At 65.5% G+C, this 22,815-nt stretch carries 21 protein-coding genes; 7 read left to right on the top strand and 14 right to left on the bottom strand.

Annotation, left to right across the window (positions count from 1 at the left end; genetic code table 11):
- Positions 1-47: 47 nt before the first annotated feature.
- Positions 48-647, bottom strand: coding sequence for a LysE/ArgO family amino acid transporter (locus AD89_RS0109975; protein WP_025778457.1), 600 nt, complete (start codon positions 645-647; stop codon positions 48-50).
- Between the two features lie 70 nt (positions 648-717).
- Between AD89_RS0109975 and AD89_RS0109970 the strand changes: the two genes are divergently transcribed.
- Positions 718-1,617 carry an ArgP/LysG family DNA-binding transcriptional regulator gene (locus AD89_RS0109970; protein ID WP_025778456.1) on the top strand — a complete coding sequence of 300 codons (900 nt, stop codon included), beginning with the start codon at positions 718-720 and terminating at the stop codon, positions 1,615-1,617.
- Between the two features lie 40 nt (positions 1,618-1,657).
- On the opposite strand, the gene AD89_RS0109965 is transcribed toward AD89_RS0109970, so the two are convergent.
- Positions 1,658-2,242, bottom strand: a complete 585-nt coding sequence (locus tag AD89_RS0109965; protein WP_025778455.1) for a TetR/AcrR family transcriptional regulator — start codon at positions 2,240-2,242, stop codon at positions 1,658-1,660.
- Between the two features lie 147 nt (positions 2,243-2,389).
- Here AD89_RS0109965 and AD89_RS0109960 point away from each other — a divergent pair, with 147 nt between their 5' ends.
- Together AD89_RS0109960 and AD89_RS0109955 are read left to right on the top strand one after the other, a co-directional pair.
- Positions 2,390-2,863, top strand: a complete 474-nt coding sequence (locus AD89_RS0109960; protein ID WP_025778454.1) for a hypothetical protein — start codon at positions 2,390-2,392, stop codon at positions 2,861-2,863.
- A gap of 104 nt (positions 2,864-2,967) precedes the next feature.
- Positions 2,968-5,106: a RecQ family ATP-dependent DNA helicase gene (locus AD89_RS0109955; protein ID WP_025778453.1), complete on the top strand. Its 2,139-nt coding sequence runs from the start codon at positions 2,968-2,970 to the stop codon at positions 5,104-5,106.
- Between the two features lie 7 nt (positions 5,107-5,113).
- Here AD89_RS0109955 and AD89_RS0109950 read toward each other — a convergent pair whose 3' ends face one another.
- The 3 genes from AD89_RS0109950 to AD89_RS0109940 form a co-directional block, all read right to left on the bottom strand.
- Complete coding sequence (locus AD89_RS0109950; RefSeq protein WP_025778452.1) at positions 5,114-5,599, bottom strand: hypothetical protein; 486 nt, start codon at positions 5,597-5,599, stop codon at positions 5,114-5,116.
- Positions 5,600-5,662: 63 nt separating this feature from the next.
- Positions 5,663-6,424 (bottom strand): VOC family protein, encoded by a 762-nt coding sequence (locus AD89_RS0109945; RefSeq protein WP_025778451.1) that lies wholly within the window; start codon positions 6,422-6,424, stop codon positions 5,663-5,665.
- A gap of 67 nt (positions 6,425-6,491) precedes the next feature.
- Complete coding sequence (locus AD89_RS0109940; RefSeq protein ID WP_025778450.1) at positions 6,492-7,265, bottom strand: isocitrate lyase/PEP mutase family protein; 774 nt, start codon at positions 7,263-7,265, stop codon at positions 6,492-6,494.
- Between the two features lie 99 nt (positions 7,266-7,364).
- On the opposite strand from AD89_RS0109940, the gene AD89_RS0109935 reads away from it, so the two are divergent.
- Positions 7,365-8,099, top strand: a complete 735-nt coding sequence (locus tag AD89_RS0109935; RefSeq protein WP_081770415.1) for a DUF998 domain-containing protein — start codon at positions 7,365-7,367, stop codon at positions 8,097-8,099.
- Positions 8,100-8,135: 36 nt separating this feature from the next.
- Here AD89_RS0109935 and AD89_RS0109930 read toward each other — a convergent pair whose 3' ends face one another.
- Positions 8,136-9,860 carry an amidase gene (locus AD89_RS0109930; protein WP_025778448.1) on the bottom strand — a complete coding sequence of 575 codons (1,725 nt, stop codon included), beginning with the start codon at positions 9,858-9,860 and terminating at the stop codon, positions 8,136-8,138.
- Between the two features lie 214 nt (positions 9,861-10,074).
- On the opposite strand from AD89_RS0109930, the gene AD89_RS0109925 reads away from it, so the two are divergent.
- Entirely contained in the window at positions 10,075-10,767 is a 693-nt protein-coding gene (locus tag AD89_RS0109925) for a winged helix-turn-helix transcriptional regulator (protein ID WP_155807406.1), read from the top strand.
- Here AD89_RS0109925 and narI read toward each other — a convergent pair.
- The 5 genes from narI to AD89_RS0109900 form a co-directional block, all read right to left on the bottom strand.
- On the bottom strand, positions 10,761-11,492 hold the full coding sequence (narI, locus tag AD89_RS0109920; protein ID WP_025778446.1) for a respiratory nitrate reductase subunit gamma: 732 nt from the start codon (positions 11,490-11,492) through the stop codon (positions 10,761-10,763). The two genes, AD89_RS0109925 and narI, sit on opposite strands and share 7 nt — an antisense overlap.
- Positions 11,489-12,325: a nitrate reductase molybdenum cofactor assembly chaperone gene (narJ, locus tag AD89_RS18415; protein WP_025778445.1), complete on the bottom strand. Its 837-nt coding sequence runs from the start codon at positions 12,323-12,325 to the stop codon at positions 11,489-11,491. The genes narI and narJ overlap by 4 nt, the downstream gene beginning before the upstream one ends.
- A 2-nt stretch (positions 12,326-12,327) precedes the next feature.
- A complete protein-coding gene (gene narH / locus AD89_RS0109910; protein ID WP_025778444.1) occupies positions 12,328-13,980 on the bottom strand; it encodes a nitrate reductase subunit beta in 1,653 nt (550 codons plus the stop codon).
- Positions 13,981-14,042: 62 nt separating this feature from the next.
- A complete protein-coding gene (locus tag AD89_RS0109905) occupies positions 14,043-17,828 on the bottom strand; it encodes a nitrate reductase subunit alpha (RefSeq protein ID WP_025778443.1) in 3,786 nt (1,261 codons plus the stop codon).
- Positions 17,825-19,171, bottom strand: a complete 1,347-nt coding sequence (locus tag AD89_RS0109900) for an MFS transporter (protein WP_231488567.1) — start codon at positions 19,169-19,171, stop codon at positions 17,825-17,827. The genes AD89_RS0109905 and AD89_RS0109900 overlap by 4 nt, the downstream gene beginning before the upstream one ends.
- A gap of 209 nt (positions 19,172-19,380) precedes the next feature.
- Between AD89_RS0109900 and mobA the strand changes: the two genes are divergently transcribed.
- A complete protein-coding gene (gene mobA / locus AD89_RS19685; protein WP_025778441.1) occupies positions 19,381-20,295 on the top strand; it encodes a molybdenum cofactor guanylyltransferase in 915 nt (304 codons plus the stop codon).
- On the opposite strand, the gene AD89_RS0109890 is transcribed toward mobA, so the two are convergent.
- The 3 genes from AD89_RS0109890 to AD89_RS0109880 all read right to left on the bottom strand — a co-directional run bounded on the left by AD89_RS0109890 (position 20,276) and on the right by AD89_RS0109880 (position 21,393).
- Positions 20,276-20,590, bottom strand: a complete 315-nt coding sequence (locus AD89_RS0109890; protein ID WP_025778440.1) for a hypothetical protein — start codon at positions 20,588-20,590, stop codon at positions 20,276-20,278. The two genes, mobA and AD89_RS0109890, sit on opposite strands and share 20 nt — an antisense overlap.
- A gap of 156 nt (positions 20,591-20,746) precedes the next feature.
- Positions 20,747-20,875, bottom strand: a complete 129-nt coding sequence (locus AD89_RS20480; RefSeq protein ID WP_257722373.1) for a hypothetical protein — start codon at positions 20,873-20,875, stop codon at positions 20,747-20,749.
- A gap of 116 nt (positions 20,876-20,991) precedes the next feature.
- Complete coding sequence (locus tag AD89_RS0109880) at positions 20,992-21,393, bottom strand: Fur family transcriptional regulator (RefSeq protein ID WP_025778439.1); 402 nt, start codon at positions 21,391-21,393, stop codon at positions 20,992-20,994.
- A gap of 225 nt (positions 21,394-21,618) precedes the next feature.
- Here AD89_RS0109880 and AD89_RS0109875 point away from each other — a divergent pair, with 225 nt between their 5' ends.
- Positions 21,619-22,785 (top strand): CobW family GTP-binding protein, encoded by a 1,167-nt coding sequence (locus AD89_RS0109875; protein ID WP_025778438.1) that lies wholly within the window; start codon positions 21,619-21,621, stop codon positions 22,783-22,785.
- Positions 22,786-22,815 lie beyond the last annotated feature (30 nt).

Below are 22,815 nucleotides of genomic sequence, written 5' to 3'. Positions count from 1 at the left end.
ATGAGCACTGACATCGTCGACGAAGCCGGTCGCCTCGGCGCAGCCTCTTATCCGAGCGCCAACCGCACGGCCAGCGCCACGAGCACGACGGCGATGATGACGTCGAGGACCTGCCAGACCCTCGGTCGCCCCAAGTAACGGGAGAGCCCGCGGGCGCCGTAGCCGATGACGAGGAACCAGCTGATCGAGCCGAGCATCGCCCCGAACGTGAACGGCCACACCCCGTCCGGACCCTGCTGATTCGCGAGATTGCCGAGCATGACGACGGTGTCGATGTAGACGCCGGGGTTGAGGAACGTCAGCGCCAGAGTGGTGACGATGATGGATTTGAGCGACCGCTGATGAGTGTCCGCCTTCAGTCCGGTGGCATTGCGCGCCGATTTCAGGCTCGTCCACGCGAACCACAGCAGGTAGGCCACGCCCAGCCAGCGCAGGACTTCGAGCGCCCACGGCGCGAGGAGAACGATCGCCCCGATCCCCACCGTGCCCGCCGCGATGAGCAGCACGTCGGCGACGATGCAGATGGTGACGACGACGCCGAGGTGCTCGCGCCGGATCCCCTGCCGCAGCAGGAGCGCATTCTGCGGGCCGACGGCGATGATGAGCGACCAGCCGGTGAGGAGTCCGGTGACGAGATGAGTGAGCACGGGTTCAACATTAGAGAACGACTGATCAGAAGAAAAACAACAGAATACGCATCTGATGCACAATTGCTTCATGAATATCAATCACGTCAAAGCGCTCGCCGCCGCTGTCGACGAAGGCACCGTCGAGGGTGCGGCCTTCGTCCTCGGCATCACTGCCTCGGCGGCGAGTCAGCGCATCCGCACACTCGAGTCCCGCCTCGGGCAGGTGCTCATCCGACGAACGAATCCGATCACCGTCACCGAGGCAGGGCAGGCGATCCTCCGCTACGCCCGGCAGGTCGAGCTGCTCGAATCCGAGGCGCTCGACCGGCTGCACGGCATCGACGCCGACTCCCTCGGAGCGGGCGGATCCGGCGATCGGGGTCGTGAGCCCACGGTGCTCCGGGTGGGGGTGAATGCCGATTCGATGGCGACGTGGTTCCGCCCGATATTCGCCGAGGCGGCCGGCTGGGACGATGTCGTCCTCCGCATCGAGATGGTCGACCAGGACAAAGCGCTGCCGCTCTTGGCATCGGGAGAGGTGCTCGGCACGATCACCTCGACGTCGACCGGCGGATACGGGACGACGGTCGCCGAGCTCGGGGCGATGCGCTACACCGCCGTGGCCGAACGCTCCCTGATCGATCGGCATTCCACCGGCACCGAGGCGGACCTTGAGAGGCTGCCGATGGTGAACTTCGGCCAGGACGACGACCTGCAATTCGAGTTCCTCCGCCGCTGCGGAGTCGACGGTCGGCCGCCGATGTCGGTCGTGCCGGGGTCAGCGGAGTTCGCGGCCGCAGTAGAGGCTGGCCTCGGTTGGGGGATGGTGCCGGTCATGCAGCTCGACGAACTCGACGCCGACCTCGTCGAGATCGGCACCGAGCCGCATATCGACGTCCCGCTGTACTGGCACCACTGGACTCTGGCATCGGACAAACTCTCGCGACTGACCGAGGGGCTGCGCCGCGCGGCCGCCGACATGCGGTGAGTGGGTGAGGCCGGCTTGCGGTGAGTCTCTGCTGGGCCGCTCAGGAGCTGAGGAGCTTGTCGATCGTCCATTTGACCTGTTCATGTGCAGCGTCGACCGTCATGGTCTCGGGCGAGATGATCGAATGCAGAGCGATGCCGTCGACGGTGGTGAAGAGCGCTGTGGCGGTTGGCTCCACCTCGGCGGGGTCGATGTGTCCCTCCTCGGCGAGCAAGTTCAGCCAGCGATGCAGACTGTCATAGGTGACTCGGTGGCCGTGTTCGAGGAGGCGCCGGGACACTGCCCGCTTCTCGGCGCCGAGAGCGTGCAGGTGCATGGAGAACCAGGTTTCGAGCTGCACGTCCCGGTGCTCATGAGTCGGCAGAAACTGGGCACAGCATTCATAGAGCCGGTCGGCTGGGGCGCGGGCCGTATCGTCGATGGAGAAGTCCCTGACGACGGTGTCGATGGAACGCAGTGCGACCGCCTCGTGGAGGTCTGCCTGGGTGGGGAAGTAGTGGCGCAGCGTCGACGGTCCGACCCCTGCTTCCTTGGCCACAGCGCGCACGCTGAGGTTCGCCTGCCCCGGCTGCGACCCCTCCGCCAGGCGAATCGCCGCGGTGATGATGTCGTCTCGCTTCGACAACCGAGCTCCTTGCGTCATTGACATCGGTGCTTTGCCTCAGTGTATAGTACATTGTACTAGTACGGTGTACTAAAGCGTTGAAGCGACGCGGCAGGAACAGTGTGCTGACCCGACCAGAGGACCCCAACGGAAGAAGAGAGAGCCCTCATGATCGACAGTCTGCAGGAATTCGCCGGAAGTTTCCCCGACTGGCTGCAGTGGGCGGGCGTTCTGCTCGTCTCAGCCATCCCCTTCGTCGAGTCGTACTTCGGCTCCGTGATCGGCGTGGCAATCGGCTTGCATCCCGTCGTCGCAATACTGGTGGCCGTCATCGGCAACGTCATTTCAATGCTCGCCTTCGTCTACGGAGCCGGTGCGATCAGAGACAGGGCGACGAAGAGCAAAGAGGTCGAGGAGAAGCCGAAGCGTCAGCGGCTCAAGCGCATGTTCGACAGATTCGGCGTGCCGGGAGTCTCGTTGCTGGGCCAGACACTCCTGCCCTCGCAGATCACCTCATCGGCAATGGTCGGATTCGGTGCGAACCGCAATGTCGTGGCCATCTGGCAGATCATCTCGATCATCCTCTGGGGCATCCTCTTCGGTGTGCTCGCCACCCTCGGCGTCGAGTACGCCCTGCGCTGAGCTGAAAGCGGTCCTGACCGAGCCCCGTCTCGATGTGCTGACCACATTGTGATGCGGCGCGGGGAGCGGCCCGCGATGTCAGTGCCTCCACCTAGACTGGCCCCATGACGGAATCCACCCCGACATCCCCACCCGCTGCCGGCTCTTCCGGCACGACTGACGACTTCGCGATCGAGGCGCAGCGCATCCTCGCCGAGCTCACCGCGAACCCGACCGCGCGGTTCCGCGATGGCCAGCTCGAGTCCATCCGCGACCTCGTGCAGGGCAAGAAGCGCGTCCTCGTCGTCCAGCGCACCGGCTGGGGCAAGTCGGCCGTGTACTTCGTCGCCACCCGTATGCTCCGGGCCTCGGGCACCGGGCCGAGCCTCATCATCTCCCCGCTGCTGGCGCTCATGCGCGACCAGATCTCCGCGGCCGAACGCGCCGGGGTCCGCGCCGCCAGCCTCAACTCATCGAACGTCACCGAATGGGACTCCGTGCTCGAGGACCTCAAAGCCGGCAGCCTCGACGTCCTCCTCGTCTCCCCGGAGAGGCTGAACAATCCGCAGTTCCGCGACGAAGTGCTGCCGCAGCTGCTGGCCTTCCTCGGCCTCATCGTCGTCGACGAAGCCCACTGCATCTCCGATTGGGGCCACGATTTCCGCCCCGACTACCGCCGCATCGGCAGGATCCTGTCCGAACTGCCTCGCGACACCCCGGTGCTCGCGACGACGGCAACCGCAAACTCCCGCGTCGTCGCCGACGTTGCCGAACAGCTCGGCGATGACACCACCGTCGTCCGCGGCGAACTCGCCCGCGATTCCCTGCGTCTCGGAGTCCTCAGCGGGCTCGACGCCAGTGCCCGCATCGCCTGGCTGGCCTCGCACCTGAACGACTTCACCGGGTCCGGCATCGTCTACACGCTCACCGTCTCTGCTGCCGAGGACATCACCCGAATGCTGCGCGAACAAGGCCACGAGGTCCGCGCCTATACGGGCCGGACCGATGCCGAAGAGCGCGCCGAACTCGAACAGCAGCTCAAGGACAACCGCCTCAAGGCACTGGTGGCCACCTCGGCGCTGGGCATGGGATTCGACAAGCCCGACCTCGGATTCGTCATCCACATCGGCGCGCCCTCCTCGGCCGTGGCCTACTACCAGCAGGTCGGTCGCGCTGGCCGCGCCACGGACTCCGCCGACGTGCTCCTGCTGCCGGGCGCGGAAGATGAGCAGATCTGGGAGTACTTCGCGACCGCGTCGATGCCGAACCAGGATGACGCGAATGCGGTGCTCGCAGCCCTCGCTGAGGCGGACGGGCCCCTGTCCGTGGCTCGCTTGGAGACCTTGGTCGGAACCAAACGCTCCCGACTCAACCTGCTGCTCAAGACCCTCGAGGTCGAAGACGCCGTGACGAAGGTCAAGGGCGGGTACGTCTCGACCGGGCTGGGGTGGACTTATGACCGGGACCGGTATGAGAAAGTCGCGGCCGTCCGAGCCGAAGAGGCCCAGGCCATGCTCGACTATGAGGCGACCGGGCAGTGCCGGATGGAGTTCCTCATCCGTCAGCTCGACGATCCCGATCCGCAGCCCTGCGGTCGCTGCGACAACTGCGCGGGAGTGTGGTTCTCCGCCGAGATCTCTGACGAACAGCGTCAGGCAGCGGCCGGAAACCTGCACAAGATCGGCCTGCCCATCGAGCCGCGCAGCACCTGGCCCAGCGGGCTGGCCAATATCGGCGTCCCGCTGAAGGGCCGGATCCCGGCCGAGGAACTCGCCGAGGAGGGGCGCGCGATCGCGCGGCTGTCCGACCTCGGGCAGGGGCAGACCCTCCGGGCGTTCCTTGCTCCGGATGCTCCCGACGCCGAGGTGCCCGGTCAGATCGGCAAGTGGTGCCTCGAAGTCCTGGCGCAGTGGGATTGGAAAACACGGCCCGAGGTGGTCGTGTCGATTCCGAGTGCCCGACGTTCCGTGACGGTGCGGTCTCTGGCCGCGAACCTTGCGGCGGCCGGCCGTCTCATCGACGGTGGCGAGCTGCTGCAGGTCGGCGACCACGGCACCCCCGATGTCAACAGTGCCTTCCGCGTCAAAGACCTCTACGAGGCGTTCGTTGTTCCTCCGGAAGTTGAGGAGGCAGTGGCCGGGAATTCCGTGCTGCTCGTCGACGACGAGGTCGTCTCGCGGTGGACGATGACGGTGTGTGCACGATTGCTGCGCAAGGCGGGAGCCACCTCGGTGCTGCCGTTCGCGCTCGCTCTGCGGGCCTGAGCAGTTCTCACGCTCTGCGGAGGTCGCGGACCAACCTCGGCGTTGACCAGCGTCCGACCTGCCCGGCCCACATCGACCAGGGGTAGGAGAGCCGAAAATGGAAGTAGTTGACGTACTCGGCGACCGCGAACAACCACACGGCGATGATGAGAACCGCGCTGAGTGAAGCGCCGGGCCAAGCGACGACGATGCCGATCCCGGAGGCGACAAGCACGAGCGGGTTGATGATTCTCAGGCCCCGATAAAGGCGGGATACCGCGCGGGGTACGGGCTCGGGCAGATGATGCCGGGCGAGCAGCCAGTAGATCCCAGCTTGGACGAGGATGAAGAGCAGCGGGAACAATGCGCACCACAGAGCGGTCCCGGCGCCGTCGGCGGCGATGAAGGCGAGTCGTGTCGGGACGACAGCGAAGACCGCCGCGGCGACGATCTCCCCGAGCCCCAGGCTGAGGAATCGCCGTCGCAGCGGTGCAAAACGGTCGGTGTCGGTCACAACCGGATCAGTGGCTGTCGCAGAGCAGTCGACCGAAACTGTGCTGGGCCGCCTCGGTAATGGTCACAGATTCTGCTGCAGCTGGAACGTCGCACCCTCCGGGTCGGTGACCGTGACGATGCGACCGTACGGGGAGTCTTCGGGACCGGCGAGCACCGTGCCGCCGAGCTCGGTCACCTTCGCGGCCGCGGCATCGGCGTCTTCGACGTTGAAGTAGGTGCGCCAGTAGGAATTCTGTGCCCACTGACTGGCGTCACAGATTCCGGCCACAGCATCGTCGCCGTCGCCGTGTGTCGAGTACGGGAAGCCCTCCATCGGGGTGATGTCGAATGAGAAGACCTTGGCATAGAAATCATTGGCCGCCTGATAGTTCGTCGTCATGAGCTCGAACCACACGGGAGTTCCCGGGGTGAGCGGAGTGTCGAAGCCGGAGAACTCACTGGGCTGCCACATGCCGATGGGTGATCCCGTCGGATCGACGACGACAGCCATCTGACCGAGCGGGCCGACGGGCATGGGGCCGACGACTTCGGCCGCTCCGGCGCCCACCGCAGCCTGATAGGTTCCGGCGATGTCCCCAGTGTGCAGGTAGGTCGACCAGGCCGTGGGCATCTCCGGGCTCGGGGTGCCGTCCATGTTCATGGCTCGCATGGCGCCGCCGACGTTGCCTCCGTCCTTCGTGACCATGTGGTAGTGGCCGAATTCCTCACCCATGTCGGTGAATTCCCAGCCGAAGAGCTGAGTGTAGAAGTTCTGGGCGGCGTCGAAGTCCTGACAGACATAGTCGATCCAGATGGGCTGGCCCTCGCGGGGGTTGACAGGCATTGCTTCTCCTCAATTGGTGGGGTGGAGGTGAGTTGCAGTTGTCGTTGCCGGCCGCAGGGTGATGACCCTACTGCCAAGCGCGCGTGAAATCCGCGAAGCAGTCGGTCAGCGCCGCCTGCAGAAGCGGACCGAAGGTCACGCGCCCGACCCCGAGCTCAGCGAGCTGAGAGAGGTCGAGTTCTTCGGGCACCGCGCCCTTGATCGGGTGCGCGGTGACATTGAGCGGCAGAGTGATCTGCGCAAGGATCGACTTGAGCGTGCCCACATCGGGGAGACGGACGGGATAGACGGAGTCCGCGCCGGCTTCCGTGCACAGACGAAGGCGGCGGACCACCTCGGCGGTGGGGTCTTCGAAGTCACCGGGGTACTTGAACACATCGGTGCGGGCATTGATGACCACATGGACCCGCTGCGCTTCCGCGGCTTGGCGCAGGCTCCAGATGTATTCGGCGTGCTCGTCGGGACTGCGCATGCTGCCCCGACTGTGGACCGTGTCCTCGATGTTCACACCCACGGCTCCGGCCTCGAGGAGGCCGGCGATGAGTTCGGGAGCGGGGGTGTCGTAGCCGGATTCGAGATCCGCGGTGACGGGAACATCCACCGCCGAGGTGATCCGGGAGATCCCCTCGAGCGCTTGCCCGAGCGTCATGTTCTCTCCATCGGCATGGCCGAGCGAATCGGCGAGCGGATGGGATCCGATGCTCAGTGCATTGAAGCCGACGTCGACCATCGCGCGAGCCGACCAGGCATCCCAGACGGTCGGCAGCACGAGTGGTTCGTCCTGGTGATGTCCCTGCAGGAGGGTGAAAGCGCGTTCGGCGAGAACCGTGTAATCGACCATGGTCACTACTTTTCCACTGTTGTGCCTCGACACGCCAGGGGTCGGACCGGTTCACCAGAAGGTTTCAGGCGGGCGCAGTGATAGCGTGAACAACATCCGATGTCGCCGTACGGAGGAGCACAGGTGGCCGGTTCGGGCACCATCCGCGTTTCGCCCAAACCCGAGCGGGTGTGGGCACTTCTCGCCGTGCTCGCCGCCATCGCCACGATCCTCATCGAGATTCCCGCAGCTTTGCTGTCCGAAGGCGGCTACTCCTTCGCCCAGCAGCCCATCAGCCACCTGGGAATGACCGGATGCGGGGATTGGGGAGACGCGGAAACCCCGATCGAGGTCTGCTCACCTGCCCATCCCTTCGTCAACGGCGTCTCTATCATCGCCGGATCGATGCTCGCGATCATCGCCTTCATCTGGCACGACTGGATCGCCCCGAGTCGTTGGGGCAGGTGCGGGTCCTTCCTGCTCGCCGCCGGCGGAATGCTGTTGGCCGGAACCGGGATGGTCCCCGCCGATATCGATCCGACTCTGCATGCTGTCTTCGGTTTCGGCGGATCCGCAATCCAGAATCTCGGTCTGCTCTCCGCAGGCATTGCCTTGATCCGGTGGACCGAGAAACGTTGGATCGGTCCCGTCGAATTCGGCGGGCTCACTCTCGGACTGGGCGTTTTCGGTCTCGCCGGAGCACTGTTCCTGGCCGCTCCCGAGACCTGGAACCTGCCCGTCGGCATCGTCGAGAGAGCCGCGTCCTACCCGTTCCTCATCTGGTTCATCCTCGCCGGATGGATGCAGCTGCGCGACGCCTCCAGGCGAAAACGCGAGCTCGCCTCCGGACCGTGAAGTCGGCGAGCGAGTGAGCTTCCGGGGGCTGAGGCTCTACAGCCGCGGAGTCCGCGGCGGCACCTGCCGGCGCTCACCCGTGGCTTCGAAGGCCGCGGCGATCTCGATGAGTGCGGAATCGTCCCAGCCGCGACCGGCGATCGTCAGTCCCACGGGGATACCGGTGTCGGCCATGGTTCCCATCGGCACCGTCACCGACGGGATGCCGAGGTGACGGGGTACGAGGTTGCCGTTGGCCACCCACGTGCCGTTGCGCCATCCCAGGTCCGCCGACGCTTCGTCGACGTCCATGTCCGCCGGTCCCACATCGGCCAACGCCGGGAAGACCACCGCATCGAGGCCGTGCTCATCCATCCACTCCTCGAGGTCGACCCGGCGGGTCTCCTCGAGCCCGCGCAGACCGGATGCGAGCTCGGGGATCTCCGTGACCGAGGCGTATCGATTCGTGCGCACCTGTTCCGGGTAGGTCGCGATGTCATCGTCGAAGCCGACGTATCGATCGGGAAGCGCACCGGGTGGGTGGGGGAAGATCATGGCTCCGTCCACCTCGGCGAGGGTGGAAAGGTTCGGGTCGCCGTTCGCGGCGAGGAAATCGTCCCACCCCCACGACGAGAGGTCGTTGATCTCCCGATCGAGGTAGTCGGCGGTGACGAACCCGCGCGTCGCGATCGTCGGGGCACCGGGCCGGTCGCCCTCGTAGTTGCTCACGACCGGGAAGTCGGTCTCGACCACCTCGGCGCCTGCGGATTCGAGATCGGCTCGCGCTGCCCGCCAGGCCTCCATCACCGAGGCGCGCGTCTCGACTCGGTCTCCCGTGGGCCCGCCGATCCCGCCGTCCGGGTTCGTCCCGGCGTCGTCATCGGCGTTGATGTACATCCGCGGCACGCCGAGGCGCTTGCCGGCCAATACTGTCTGTGCCACCGCGACCGATTCCGGCAGCAGCGCAGCATAGGAGTCCGGGCGCACCGCGCTCGCCTTCGGGATCTCCACCCAGGGCTGGACTCGCCAGAAATCCCCGCGGGACTGCTCGTCGTCGGCGACGATGACATCGAGGACCTCGGCCAGGTCAGCCATCGTGCGAGTGTGGGGGACGACGACGTCCATGGTCGGCACGAGCGGCCAGTTCCCGCGCACGCTGATGACTCCGCGCGACGGGGTGTAGGCGATGAGCGCATTGTGCGAGGCCGGAGCGCGACCCGATGACCAGGTCTCCTCGCCGAGCCCGAAGGCGGCGAAGCTCGCCGTGGTGGCCGTTCCGGAGCCGTTCGAGGAACCGGAGGCGAAGGCGCTGGTCAGCCAGTCGGCGTTATACGGGCTTTCGGCGCGGCCGTAGAGTCCGCGCTGCATGCCGCCGTTGGCCATCGGCGGCATGTTCGTCAGACCTAGGCAGATGGCGCCGCCGGCGCGTAGCCGTTCGATCGTGAACGCATCTTTCTGCGCGATGAGCTCGGCGAAGGCCGGCGATCCGGAGGCCACGGTGAGACCGGCGACCATGTAGCTGTCCTTCGCGGTGTACGGGATCCCGTCGAGGGGGCCCAGCGTCTGACCGGCCGCACGTCGTTCATCGGAGGCGGCCGCCTCGGCGAGTGCCTGCGGGTTGGACACGATCACGGAGTTGAGCTTCGTGTCGGTCTCGGGACCGTCGAATGCCGCGATCCGGTCCTGATAGACCTCGACGAGCTCCACCGAGGTGGTGCGGCCGTCTTCGAGCGCGGCTCGCAGATCGGCGATGGACGCTTCGACGACATCGAACTTCGACATGTTCATCCTCCGGGCACTGGGCGGTGCGTGGGGCACTCGGCATTGAGTGCGCGATTCGGGTGTGTTCCCGTCCAGGCTAGCGCCGATCAAGTCGCGCCGCTCTGCGGATTTCGTTGTCAGGGGCATGTGATAACGGATTCTACAAGTTGTAGAATGAAGGTGGAGATGGTCTCCGAACTGTTCCACACTGAGGCAGTCGCAAGGATGTGATGGCATGCCGCGAAGAGTGAACGACTATCGAGGACTGGCCGAGGTCAGTCGGGTCCTGCTGCTGGGTGCTGTGCAGAATCACCCGGGCAGCCGACTCAAGGAGCTCGCTAACGAGGTCGGACTGCACATCAACACGGCCCGTGACCATCTGCGCGTGCTCATCGACGAAGGATTCATCTTCCTGCAGCCGGAATCGACGGGAGCGAGAGGCCGACCGCCGATGGTCTACCACCCGGTCGACGATCCGGAGGCGAACGCAGCAGCGGCCGAGCGCATCGCCCGCGCCCGGGAGCATCACGATGTGCTCTGCCGCCTCGTGGCCGGAGCTGAGCTGCGTCCGGCCGCTCTCGACGATCTCGGTGACGAGGCAGGCACGCAATTCGATCTGCTCTACGAACACCTCGATGATTCGGGGATGGAACCCGAGCCCGACGCCGAAGGGCTTCGGATCTCGTTGGCTCCGTGCCCGCACTACCGGATGGTGGGTGACGATCGTGCGATCGCGTGCGGTATCCACGCGAAGATCGTCACGGACCTCCTCCGCCAGGTGTCCGGACCGCTCGAACTGGATCAGCTGCAGCCCTATGTTGCGGAGAGCAGATGTCAGATCCTGCTCCGGCAGCGCGGATGCCCGGATCCGGATGAGACCAGCGACCCGCGCCCGACGGAAGAGACCGACGGCCCCGACCCTCAGTAGTCGATGGTCTCCCAGCCGCGACGCTGGGGCTGACGTTGCCTGTCCTTCGACCGATAGATGATGTACGGCCTGGTCAGGTATCCCAGTGGTGCGGCGAAGACGTGGACGAGTCGGGTGAAGGGCCACAGCGCGAAGATGAGGATCGCTGCGAGCACGTGCACTTGGAATCCGATCGGGGCGGTCGACATGAGGGCGATATCGGGTTGGAATGCCCAGAACTGTCGGAACCATACGGACACGCCCTCCCGGTAGTCGTACCCGCCGAGTGCCGAGTCGAAGATCGTCGAATAGACCCCGGCGAGGATGACGACCGAGAGCATGAGATACATGAGTTTGTCGAGCCGGGTGGTCGCACCGAACACCCGATTGTTCGTTCTGCGACGGTAGATGAGCAGGACCAGCCCGCCGACCGTGGCCGCAGCTGCGCCAAGCCCGATCGTGATCGCCATGAAGTGATACATGTGATCGGTGATGCCCACCGCCGCAGTCCACGACTTCGGAATCCCCAGGCCGACGACGTGGCCGAGGAAGACGAAGATGATTCCGTAGTGGAACAGCGGGGAACCGATGCGCAGGAGCTTCGACTCGTAGATCTGCGACGACCGCGTCGTCCAACCGAAGCGGTCACGTCGGAACCGCCAGATATGACCGAGGATGAACACGGCCAACGCCATGTAGGGGATGATCACCCACAGGAACGTCTCGAGCACCGTCGGTGAGTTCATGATCGCTCTCCTGTCACGTCCGTCAGCGGGATGAATGTCTGTTTGCCACCGGCCGAACACTGTCCCGCAGCCGCCCCAGACGACACCGAGGCAGCCGCCGTCATCGCCGCGGTGGTCTCGGCCGCGCTCGGCGGAAGATCGCCGTATCCTCCGAGTCCGTCCAGTCCCACCGTCTCCGTGGCCGGTCCTTCGGCAGCGAGCCGTTCGACGGCATGGATGTCGTCTCCGTCGAGGGCGGGCAGGGTGCCGCAGACCGCGCGGATGGTTCCGGCCCAGGGAGAGCCGATCTCGTCGAGGTGGAGACGCAGCAGTTCGATCCCGGCCCGGTTGGACAGCAGGATCCGCACCCCGGCGCGAAGATCGTGCCCGGCGGCGAACTCGAGCACATAGGTGAGATGGTCAGGCAGCTGTGATTCGTCCATGTCGAGCCCTGCCGCCCGGTAGATCTCCTTGATCTCCAACAGCGCCTGCCCGCGCTTGCGCGTGTCGCCGTTCGAGAAATAGGTAAGGAACAGACAACCGCGCCGCCTGGTATCGAAGGTTTCGACATAGTCGGCGCGCAGTCCGATGGGATCACCGGCACCGAGGTGGCCGATCGTCTCGTCCAGATCGTCCTTGAGATGATCGGGGACTCCCGCCTGGTCGAGCAGCGCAGAGATCTGAGGCAGCCGTTCGAGCAGATCGTCACCGGGGTAGTCGATGAGCCAGGATGCCGCCGCGAAGATGGCTTGCAATGCCGAATCGTCGATTCCCGGGGCAGTCTGTCCGCCCGACTTGGCATGGTCGGCGGCGCGTTTCGTCCATTTGGACAGGAACTTCAGAGGTCGGTACATCGTCAGGCCCCTGCCGGTCCGTCGACGGTCGGGAACAGGCCGGTCGGACGCCCCTTCCCGTCCCAGTTGAGCAAGTTGAGCCGACCACGCAGATGCGAGCGTTCTCCCTCGTCCTCTGCGCTGCGTTCGGCCAGCGGGTCCGACATCCCAGAGGTGCCCGCAAATCCCCTGGAGGCGACATCGGGCATCTCGTTCATGCCCGGTCCGCCGTCGGCATTGAGCGGGCAGTCCGTGCCGATGCCTTCGAGACTGTGGGCCTGCTCGGAGTGGCCGGCGGGGATGACATAACGTTCGTCGTACTTCGCGATCGCCAGCAGTCGGTACATCTCCTCCATCGACTCCGGAGTCATCCCCACGGCATGGGGTATGCGCACATCGGGCTCGATGCCCATATTGATATCGCGCATGAATGCCCGCATCGCTGCCATTCGGCGGAGCACATCGGCGACGACATCCGTATCCCCGGCGGTGAACAGGTTCGCGAGGTATTCGATGGGGATGCGCAGCTCATCGATCGCGGCGAAGAGGTTGACGGCGTTCTCCGCGTCGTAGCCGGTGTCCTTGACGACGTCGACGACCGGCGACAGCGGCGGGATGTACCAGACCATCGGCATCGTCCGGTACTCCGGATGAAGCGGCAGCGCGAGGTCGTATTCCTTGATGAGCTTGTACACCGGGGACCGCTGGGCGGCCATGATCCAGTCGTGCGGAATGCCTGCCCGCTCGGCGGCATCCATGACATCCGGATCATGTGGGTCGAGGATGAGGTCCTTCTGCGCGGCGAAGAGGTCCTTCTCATCGGGGACCGACGCCGCCTCGGTGACTTTATCGGCGTCATAGAAGACCAGCCCGATATAACGCAGGCGACCCACACAGGTCTCCGCACAGACAGTCGGCTCACCGTTTTCGATGCGCGGATAGCAGAACGTACATTTCTCGGCCTTGCCGGTGCGGTGATTGAAGTAGATCTTCTTGTACGGGCATCCGGAGATGCACATCCGCCAGCCACGGCAGGAGTCCTGGTCGACGAGCACGATCCCGTCCTCCTCGCGTTTGTAGATCGCACCAGATGGGCAGGAGGCGACGCAGGAGGGGTTGAGGCAGTGTTCGCAGATGCGCGGCAGGTAGAACATGAAGGTCTCTTCGAACTCGAGTTTGACCTTGTCGCCGATCGACTTAAGCATCGGATCGAGATCGGCCTTGGCATACGTCCCGCCGAGGTCGTCATCCCAGTTGCCCGACCACTTGATGTCCATCCGCTCGCCGGTGAGCAGGGACTTCGGCGGCGCCGTGGGAATGTGCTTCTGCTCCGGAGCCGAGAGCAGGTTGTCGTATTCGTAACTCCACGGCTCGTAGTAGTCCTCGATGCCCGGCAGCTTCGGATTCGAGAAGATGGACGCGAGCTTCTTCAGCTTGCCGCCGGCCTTGAGCTTGAGCCGGCCGTTCCTGCTCAGCGCCCAGCCGCCCTGCCACTTCTCCTGATCCTCGTAGCCGCGCGGGTAGCCCTGCCCGGGCCGGGTCTCGACATTGTTGAACCACACGTATTCGGTGCCCTTGCGGTTCGTCCACGCCTGTTTGCACGTGACCGAGCATGTGTGGCAGCCGATGCATTTGTCGAGGTTCATCACCATCGCCATCTGCGCCATGATTCTCATCAGTGTGCCTCCTGTCCCCGAGTCGGTGTCTGGTGCTGATCGTCTGTGTGGGCCACGGCTGCTCAGTACTCCACGTTCTGGTTGCTGCGACGCCGGATCACGGTCACCTCGTCGCGCTGATTGCCTGTGGGCCCGTAGTAGTTGAAGGCGAAAGACAGCTGGCCGTACCCACCCACGAGGTGAGTCGGCTTGATCATGATCCGTGTCAGGGAGTTGTGGATGCCTCCGCGCTGTCCGGTCGTCTCAGTGAGCGGAACATTGACCGTTCGCTCCTGCGCGTGGTGCATGAACGCCGTCCCCTGCGGCATCCGATGGGACACGACGGCGCGGGCGGCTACGACGCCGTTGCGGTTGATCGCCTCGATCCAGTCGTTGTCGGCGATGCCGACCGCCTCGGCGTCCTCGACGCTCATCCAGATCGTCTGCCCGCCGCGGCCGAGGCTCATCATGAAGAAGTTCTCCTGATACATCGAGTGGATCGCCCATTTGTTGTGCGGGGTCAGGTAGCGCACCGCGATCGCGGTGCCGTCCGAGTCGCCGATCTGCGGTTCGCCGAACAGAGCATTCATGTCCAGGGGCGGGCGGAACGTCGGCAGTGCGTCCCCCATCTCCATGAACCAGTCATGGTCGACGTAGAACTGATAGCGTCCGGTCAGTGTGTGCCAGGGTTTGAGCCGCTCCACATTGATTGTGAAGGGCGAGTAGCGGCGTCCGCCGGACTCGGAGCCCGACCACTCCGGGGAGGTGATCACCGGCACGGGGGCAGCCTTCGCATCCTCGAAGGAGACCTGTTTGCCCTCGTGCTCGGCGGAGAGATCTGCCAGCTTCTGCCCGGTGCGCCGCTCGAGGGTGGTGAAGCCCTCGGTGGCCATCAGCCCGTTCGTCGTGCCGGACAGACCGAGGATGTAGTCGGCGGCGCGCCGGTCGGTGTCCAGTCGCGGCTGGCCCTTGCCCGCACCTTTGCTCGCGACTCCGTTGAGCCGACGCAGCCGTTCGACGTGATGATCGACGTCATAGCGGATGCCGCGGGCGTTCATCCCCTGGGACTCGAGCAGCGGACCGATCGAGGTGTACTTGTCGTGGATGGCGGTGTAGTCGCGTTCGACCTCGACGAGTTTGGGCATCGTCTTGCCCGGCACCGGTTCGCATTCGCCGAACTTCCAGTCCTTGACCCGCCCGTGCGGGGTGTTCAGGGCGTCCGGGCTGTCGTGCTGGAGCGGTTGGGCCACGACATCCGTTCGCGTGCCCAGGTGAGTGCGGGCGAGCTCGGAGAACTTCTCGGCGATCGTCGCCCAGGTCTCCCAATCGTTGCGTGACTGCCACGGTGTGGCGATCGCCGGGTTGAACGTGTTGACGAAGGGATGCATGTCCGTCGTCGACAGGTCGTGCTTCTCGTACCAGGTGGCCGCCGGCAATACGACGTCCGAATGCAGCGTCGTCGTGGTCATCCTGAAATCCAGGGTCAGGAGCAGGTCGATTTTGCCCTGGGGAGCATCCTCGCGCCAGTCGACGTCGCGCGGTCGCAGATTCTCAGGCGTCTCCTCGGCGGAGACCGAATTGTCGACACCGAGCAGGTGCTTGAGGAAGTACTGGTCGCCCTTGGCGGAGGAACCCAATGTGTTCGCCCGCCACATCGACCAGATGCGCGGATAGTTGTTCTGCGCATCCGGGTCCTCGACGGCGAAGCGAAGCCTTCCGGCCTTGAGCTCGTCGACGATGTGCTCGGCACTGGTCTTGCCCGCCTGGTTGGCCGCCTCGGCGATGTCGAGGGGATTGTCGTCGAAGGTCGGATAGTACGGCTGCCAGCCCAGACGCGCGGATTGAGCGACGGCATCGGCGGTCGACATCCCTGTGAACTTTCCGTGTCCGGCCCGCGCCGAGAGCATATCGGCCCCGAACTGGTCATAGCGCCACTGATCGGTGTGCATGTACCAGTACGTCGTCTGCGTCATCTGCCGCGGCGGGCGCACCCAGTCCAGGGCATTGGCCAGGTGCAGCCATCCGGTGAAGGGACGGATCTTCTCCTGGCCGACGTAATGGGCCCAGCCGCCGCCGTTGACTCCCTGCGTTCCGCACAGCGTGGTCAGGGTGAGGAAGGTGCGGTAGGTCTGATCCGAGTGGAACCAGTGGTTCGTGCCCGCACCCATGATGATCATCGACCGGCCCTTCGAGTCCCGCGCATTGGCGGCGAATTCGCGGCCGATGCGAGCTGCTGCCTGCCACGGCACTCCCGTGATCGCCTCCTGCCAGGCTGGGGTGTTCGGGCTCGTCGCATCCTCATAGTTCTCCGCCCACGTCCCGGGCAGGCCGGGCCGCCCCACCCCGTATTCGGCGAGCATGAGGTCGAAGACCGTGGTCATGACTCTCTCGCCGAGGCGGACGACCGGAACCCCGCGCGTGATCTCGTCGATCTCGCCTTGGGCAGCGGTATCGAAGCGCGGCAGCGTGACCTCGACGGCATCGCGGATGCCGTCGGTCGCCTCGGCGATGGACAGGGCCGGGTCGATGTCCTCGAGGTCGAGGTTCCACTTGCCTTCGCCGTCGGCGGCGAAGCGGTGGCCCAGGGTGCCGTTGGGCACGGCCGGTGAGTTCGTGGCCGTGTCCCACAGGGCGGGTTTGAAGTCGGCATCCTCGGTGTCGGCCTCGGACGTGGCTGCGGAGCCGAGATCGGTGGCGGTGACGAAGCGGCCCGGTCGAAATCCACCGGTCTCGTCGGGTTCGAGCTCGACGAGGAACGGCAGGTCAGTGTACTTGCGGACATAGCCGTCGAAGTAGTCCGTCGTCGCGTCGACGAAGAATTCCTTGAGGATGACATGGCCCATGGCCATCGCCAGGGCGCCGTCGGTGCCGGTGGCCGGTGCCAGCCATTCGTCGGCGAACTTCACGTTCTCCGCATAATCCGGGGCGATGGAGATGACCTTCTGGCCGTGGTAGCGGGCTTCGGCCATCCAGTGGGCATCCGGGGTGCGGGTCAACGGAACATTCGACCCCCACATCATCAGGTAGGAGGAGTTCCACCAGTCACCGGACTCGGGCACGTCGGTCTGGTCGCCGAAGACCTGTGGGGACGCCGGCGGCAGGTCGGCGTACCAGTCGTAGAACGACAGCATCGAGCCGCCGATGAGCTGGTGGAACCGGGCTCCGGAGGAGAAGGAGACCGGGCTCATGGCCGGAATGGGGGAGAAGCCGGTGGTGCGGTCGGGTCCGAGGTACTTCACGGTATAGACGTAGGCGGCGGCGACGATCTCGACGGCTTCGGCCCACGTCGCGCGCACGAGTCCGCCCTTGCCGCGGACTGATTTGTAGCGGCGGGCCTTGACCGGGTCCTCGACGATGGACTTCCACGCCAGCACTGGGTCGTGGCCGTTGGCGGCCTTGGCTTCGCGGAAGAGCCGCAGCAGTGCGCCGCGGACATAGGGGTAGCGGACTCGGGTGGGGGAGTAGGTATACCAGGAGAACGAGGCTCCGCGAGGGCAGCCGCGCGGTTCGTATTCGGGCATGTCCGGGCCCGGGCTGGGATAGTCCGTGGCCTGGGACTCCCACGTGATGAGTCCGTCCTTGACGTAGACGTGCCAGGAGCACGAACCCGTGCAGTTGACCCCGTGGGTGGAGCGGACGACTTTGTCGTGTGACCAGCGGTTGCGATAGAAGGAGTCGCCCTGCCGCCCGCCGGAGTAGTGGATCTCGCGCTTGTCCTCGCTCATCGTCGCCCGAGGGGTGAAGAACTTCCGGCTTCCGATGAGCGTGTCCATGAGCGAGTTGTCGGTGCCCGGACGGACGGCCTCCGGCGGCGAGGAATCGGTCGGCGTGTACTGGTTTCTGCCCTGCGCCGTATTCTCGGTGGTCATGACCGTGTCTCCTTGTCGTCGTCGCTGATACCCGAACCCGTCGGGTCGCTGTCGGTTCCGGCGCGCTCTGCGCTCGAGCCGGCGCTGGGGGCTGCCGCGGCGGAATCATGATGGTCCACGGCTTCGGCCGTCGTCGGCGGGTTGGCGCCGATCCAGAGTGTGATGAGGAGCGCGATGACCGTGAAGCCGGCGAGCAGCAGCAGACCCAGCGAGTAGTCGTGGGTCGCCGACCACATCGCTCCCAGCAGGAGCGGCGGGACGAATCCGCCCAGTCCGCCGGCAGCGCCGACGAAGCCCGTGATCGAGCCGACCCTTGCAGGATCCGAGCGCTGCGCGATGAGCGCGAAGGTCGCACCGGAGGCCATTCCGAAGCCTGCCGACATCGCAATGAACTCTGAGCTGTAGACGATGAACTCCACGGGGTGGAAGGACAGGGCGATGGCGCAGATGGCGACGAGTGAGTAGGCCACGCCGAGGGTCTTCACCGCCCCGAGGCGATCGGCGAGGATTCCGCCCAGCGGGCGGGTGATGACTGCGACGATGACGAAGCCGGCCATGCGCAGGGATGCATCGGCGGGTTCGAGGCCATAGTCGTTGTTGAGGTAAGTCGGCAGGTAGACGGAGAAAGCGACATAGCCGCCGAAGGCGAGAGCGTAGAGATAGGCAGCCTGCCAGGTCAGCTTGACCGACAGCGTCTGTCCCAGGGTGGTGATGAGGCTTTGGCGCACAGGCTGCCAGTCGGGTGGATTGCGCATCAACGTGAAAGCCAGGAGCGCGTAGATGACGAGGACGACGGCTGCGACCACGAAGGGCAGCTGCGGCCAGATGTTGTACAGGGGCACGGTAGTGAAGGCCGCGATCGCGGTACCGCCCATGCCCATGCCGTAGACGCCGATGGCTGAACCGCGGGACTCCTTGGGGAACCAGCGATTGACGTAAGGGACGCCGACGGCGAAGCTCGTGCCGGCGACGCCGAGGAAGAATCCGCCGACGATGAGCGTGGCGTAGTTGTACTGGCCGATGAAGCCGACGAAGAGCACCGGAATGACCGTGATGAGGGCGATGAATGACATCATGAAACGTCCGCCGAGGCGGTCGGTCAGCGCTCCCACGACAATTCGTCCCAGCGAGCCGACGAGGACGGGCACGGCGACGAGCAGCGCCGAGTCGTCGGTGAGTTTCTCCTCGACGAAGTGTGGTCCCAGGGGGCTGATGAGCGACCAGGCCCAGAACGTCACAGTGAAGCCGAGGGTAGCGAAGATCAGTGCTCTGGTCCGCTGCGCATTCGTAGCCGAAGCAGGTGATCCGGCGGTCGATGGTTGAAGCATCTCAGGCTGTGACATATTCTGCCCCTCCACGACGAATGTGCCGACTGTTTACGATCACAGCAGAGTTGAGGGGAAAGTGGAACAGTTTCCACCGTGTTTAATCAGGAGGCCGCTCGGGTCGCGTCTGTGTGGAAGGTCGGACCTCGCCCACGGGGTCACAAAGTGATATACGTCATAATTGTGTGACTGATTCTACTGTCTGTAGAAAAGCGTATGATCGAGTCATGTCGATCACAGCGATGATACTCAGCGGCGGTCGCTCCCGGCGGTTCGGGGGCGTTCACAAGCCAGGTGTCCGCCTCGGCGGGCAGACGGTGATCTCGCGCATCCTCGGCACCGTCCGGCAGGCCGTGCCGGAAGCGGAGGTGTGGGTGGCCGGAACCACTGACGGACTCACGGACGCCGAGGCGGACTCGGTCGGCAGCGTACGGGAGGAGCCCGAGTTCTCGGGCCCTCTGGCCGGAATCGAAGCCGCTTCCCGGGCGATGGGTGACTCCGAGGTCACCGTGATCCTGGCCGGGGACATGCCGCTGGTGCGGCCGGACCATCTGCGGGCGCTCATCGTCGCGAGCCGGGAGTCCGGGCTGCCTGCCGCCGGCGTCGATGACCGCGGCAAGTTCCAGTACCTCTGCGCCGCGTGGCCGACTGCGCTGTTGCGTCGACGTCTGGCCGATATCGGCCAGACGCAGGACAGGGCGGTCAAACTCCTCTTCAGCGGACTCGAGGTCGCACCTGTCGACGTCGACCCCGCGGAGATCGTCGACTTCGACACCCGTGAGGAGTACGAGCGCGTCGCCCGCAGAATCGAGGCCACGGACGCGGATACGGCGGGCGATCCTCGGGACGGGACTGCGGCGGGTGCCGACGCTCCGAGTGGCGCCAGAGCCGTGCCGGAGCAGGTGCTGCGGATGCGGGATCTCGCAGCCGCCGAGCTTCCGGAGGGGGCGTGGATGACAGATGACGAGGTCGCGGCCGTGCTCGAGTTCGCTTCGCACATCAAGCATTCGGACTCATCGCTCAGTCCGGTCGTCGCCGCATTCCTCGCCGGCAGGCTCCACGCTGCGACGAGGGAGGGCGGAGCCTCACTCGCGGAAGCGCTGGCTCATGTGGAGGGGACCCTCACTCGCTCTCAGGGCTGAGCCCGAGCCCGTTCGCCAAGCTGTCGACTAAGTCCAGCCCCCGGCGGTCACGGTCCGCGCCGACCACCTGGTCGTCGAGGTCTGCCCCGTCGACGCAGCCGGCGAGGAAAGTTCCGAAGGGTCCTGAGGCCCGGGTCCCCGTCTCGTCGGACCAGCGTGCGCTGGCATCGAGCAGCTCAGCGACGAGCTCGACGGTGGGCTGCGTATCCGGGAGCGGGACTCCCAACGTCTGCGCGGCGGCCGAGAGTTCGGCCGCCATCGCCGCGATGCGGTCCGATGAATAGTCTCTGGGCATCTCGTCCTCCTTGGTCACCGACCCTAGCGCAGGTGTGATGGCGGGCCCGCCGTTTCGACCGTGAATAAGTCCGGCCCGCCTCGGCGAGGGTGTCGGGGCGGGCCGGATACGGCGGTCGTCGGGGGAAGGCGGCGGCCGCCTCGGCGAGGGGATTGATCAGTCGTCGATCTGAGTCTGTTCGACGGCTTCGACGGCCTCCTCGGGGGTCAGGCGGCAGGAGATGCCGACGTAGAAGACGATGATCGAGAAGATCACGGTGACGATCTCGCCGACGATGAAGCCCATGATGGGGTCCGATGGCCTGGCTGGAGTATCACGACGAGTTCCCCGCCTGGGACTCCGCGCACCGCGGATGATGCCAGCGGTCCTAGTCTGAGGCCGGGGCGGTGCTCCGGCTGCGCTCAGCCGCCCGCCCGGCAGTCGGCGCACAGGCCGAAGATCTCGAAGGCGTGATGCGTGATCTCGAAGCCGTTCGATGCCGCGATCTGGCGCATCCAGTCCTCACTCGGCGGATCGATCTCGACGGCGGTGCCGCAGCGTTCGCAGACGAGATGGTGGTGATGCTCGGTCTGCGCGCAGGCGCGGAAGAGCTGGGTCTCGGCGATGGTGATCGTATCGGCGTCGCCGCTGCGCGCAAGCGCATTGAGCTGCCTGTAGACGGTGGCCAGGCCCACGCTGGCCCCGTCGTCCTCGAGGCGGCGGTGGAGCTGCTTGGCGGAGACGAAGCGGGTCTCGGATTCCAGAGCAGAGCCGATGAGCGCCTTCTGCGCGGTGCTGCGCGTCTTCTTCTGCGGAGCTGCCATGGTGGGTCCTCCCTTATCGTCTCTGTCGAACTCATCGTCGACGCCACAGGAGCATATGCGTCAGAGTGCATATGCGAGAGAAATAATGAAACACGTTACCATTAACGGGCGGTTCAACCACACCGACGATGGACCCCGAGCTGAGAGCGGGCCCGCACTCACAGCGGGACCTGCACAGTCGGAACGTCGGGCACGAACACCGGGCACGAACACCGAGGAGGCGCTATGAGCGGACCCCAACGCAGACCGGCGATCCCGGTCATTCTCCTCACCGGCTACCTCGGTGCCGGAAAGACGAGCCTGCTCAACCACCTCCTGCGCCACCCCGACGCCCGCATCGGCGTCATCGTCAACGATTTCGGCGACCTCAACATCGACGCCGGACTCGTCGTCGGCCAGGTCGACGAACCGCTGTCGATCTCGGGCGGCTGCGTGTGCTGTCTGACCGATGACTCCGAGCTCGAGGACGCGCTTGTGGCGATGACGAATCCCCAGCTGCGCCTCGACGCGATCATCGTCGAAGCCAGCGGATTCGCCGAACCCCTGACCCTGGCTCGCATAATCACCCGCATGGGCCACCACCGATTCCACCTCGGCGGGGTCATCGACGTCGTCGACGCCACCATGTACTTCGACACCGTCGATACCTCGAGTCTGCCGCCTCTGCGGTTTGCCGCGACGACGTTGGTGCTGGTCAACAAGCTCGACCAAGTGCCGGCCGCCGACCGCGACAGCACAGTCGAAGCCGTGCGTGCCCGCGTCCACGAACGCAATCCGCGCGTCATCGTCATCGGCACCCATCATGCCCGCCTCGACCCCACTCTGATCTTCGATCCAGGCGTTGGGGATCGAGATTCTCGCCGAGGCGGCTCCGACGTCGGCGAGGACCCGGTCCAGCCCGAATTGCCGATCCGGGAACTGCTGCGGCAGGCCTATGCCGAGGCGGCCGCCGACGAGATCGGCGACGGCGAGGTCGACGAAGGATCCATGCCCCACCGCCATGCCCGGTCGGTGACCGTCAACGGAAGCGGTCCTGCCGATCCGGATGCGGTGATGGATTTCGTCGAAGACCTCCCGCCGGGGGTGTACCGAGTGAAAGGCACCGTGCTCGCGGTCGAGGGATCCCGCAGGCGCAGCTTCGATGTGCAGGCGGTGGGCCCGAACGTCTACGTCGCCGAGGCGGCCCGACCCGCCCCGAAGATTCCGTCCTCGAACGTGGGAGACGGTGAGGGGCCGGATGCGGACAGCGTCCTCGTCGTCATCGGCGAGGACTTCGACACCGAGACGGCCGAAGCCACTCTGACCACCGCCCTCAATCGCGGTGCCACAGCCAATGCACAGGGGAGCAACCGCTCCGAACGCCTCCTCCACCACGTCCGCCTCCACACGTAGTTACTACCTCACGGCGGCCCAGCAACCTCG

This window comes from Brevibacterium sp. VCM10 (assembly GCF_000583215.1).
Lineage (GTDB): Bacteria > Actinomycetota > Actinomycetes > Actinomycetales > Brevibacteriaceae > Brevibacterium > Brevibacterium linens.
The sequence above is the reverse complement of the archived record's forward strand: the minus strand, read 5'-3'. Positions and strand labels throughout refer to the sequence as shown.

Excerpts from the sequence above, each read along its gene's own strand:
- narJ (WP_025778445.1), bottom strand. The coding sequence starts at position 12,325 with ATGTACCGACCTCTGAAGTTCCTGTCCAAATGGACGAAACGCGCCGCC.
- AD89_RS0109905 (WP_025778443.1), bottom strand. The coding sequence starts at position 17,828 with ATGACCACCGAGAATACGGCGCAGGGCAGAAACCAGTACACGCCGACC.
- AD89_RS0109925 (WP_155807406.1), top strand. The coding sequence starts at position 10,075 with ATGCCGCGAAGAGTGAACGACTATCGAGGACTGGCCGAGGTCAGTCGG.
- AD89_RS0109890 (WP_025778440.1), bottom strand. The coding sequence starts at position 20,590 with ATGCCCAGAGACTATTCATCGGACCGCATCGCGGCGATGGCGGCCGAA.
- AD89_RS0109880 (WP_025778439.1), bottom strand. The coding sequence starts at position 21,393 with ATGGCAGCTCCGCAGAAGAAGACGCGCAGCACCGCGCAGAAGGCGCTC.
- AD89_RS0109960 (WP_025778454.1), top strand. The coding sequence starts at position 2,390 with ATGATCGACAGTCTGCAGGAATTCGCCGGAAGTTTCCCCGACTGGCTG.
- AD89_RS0109955 (WP_025778453.1), top strand. The coding sequence starts at position 2,968 with ATGACGGAATCCACCCCGACATCCCCACCCGCTGCCGGCTCTTCCGGC.
- narI (WP_025778446.1), bottom strand. The coding sequence starts at position 11,492 with ATGAACTCACCGACGGTGCTCGAGACGTTCCTGTGGGTGATCATCCCC.
- AD89_RS0109970 (WP_025778456.1), top strand. The coding sequence starts at position 718 with ATGAATATCAATCACGTCAAAGCGCTCGCCGCCGCTGTCGACGAAGGC.
- AD89_RS0109935 (WP_081770415.1), top strand. The coding sequence starts at position 7,365 with ATGTCGCCGTACGGAGGAGCACAGGTGGCCGGTTCGGGCACCATCCGC.
- AD89_RS0109940 (WP_025778450.1), bottom strand. The coding sequence starts at position 7,265 with ATGGTCGATTACACGGTTCTCGCCGAACGCGCTTTCACCCTCCTGCAG.
- AD89_RS0109930 (WP_025778448.1), bottom strand. The coding sequence starts at position 9,860 with ATGTCGAAGTTCGATGTCGTCGAAGCGTCCATCGCCGATCTGCGAGCC.
- narH (WP_025778444.1), bottom strand. The coding sequence starts at position 13,980 with ATGAGAATCATGGCGCAGATGGCGATGGTGATGAACCTCGACAAATGC.
- AD89_RS0109945 (WP_025778451.1), bottom strand. The coding sequence starts at position 6,424 with ATGCCTGTCAACCCCCGCGAGGGCCAGCCCATCTGGATCGACTATGTC.
- mobA (WP_025778441.1), top strand. The coding sequence starts at position 19,381 with ATGTCGATCACAGCGATGATACTCAGCGGCGGTCGCTCCCGGCGGTTC.
- AD89_RS0109900 (WP_231488567.1), bottom strand. The coding sequence starts at position 19,171 with ATGTCACAGCCTGAGATGCTTCAACCATCGACCGCCGGATCACCTGCT.
- AD89_RS0109875 (WP_025778438.1), top strand. The coding sequence starts at position 21,619 with ATGAGCGGACCCCAACGCAGACCGGCGATCCCGGTCATTCTCCTCACC.
- AD89_RS20480 (WP_257722373.1), bottom strand. The coding sequence starts at position 20,875 with ATGGGCTTCATCGTCGGCGAGATCGTCACCGTGATCTTCTCGATCATC.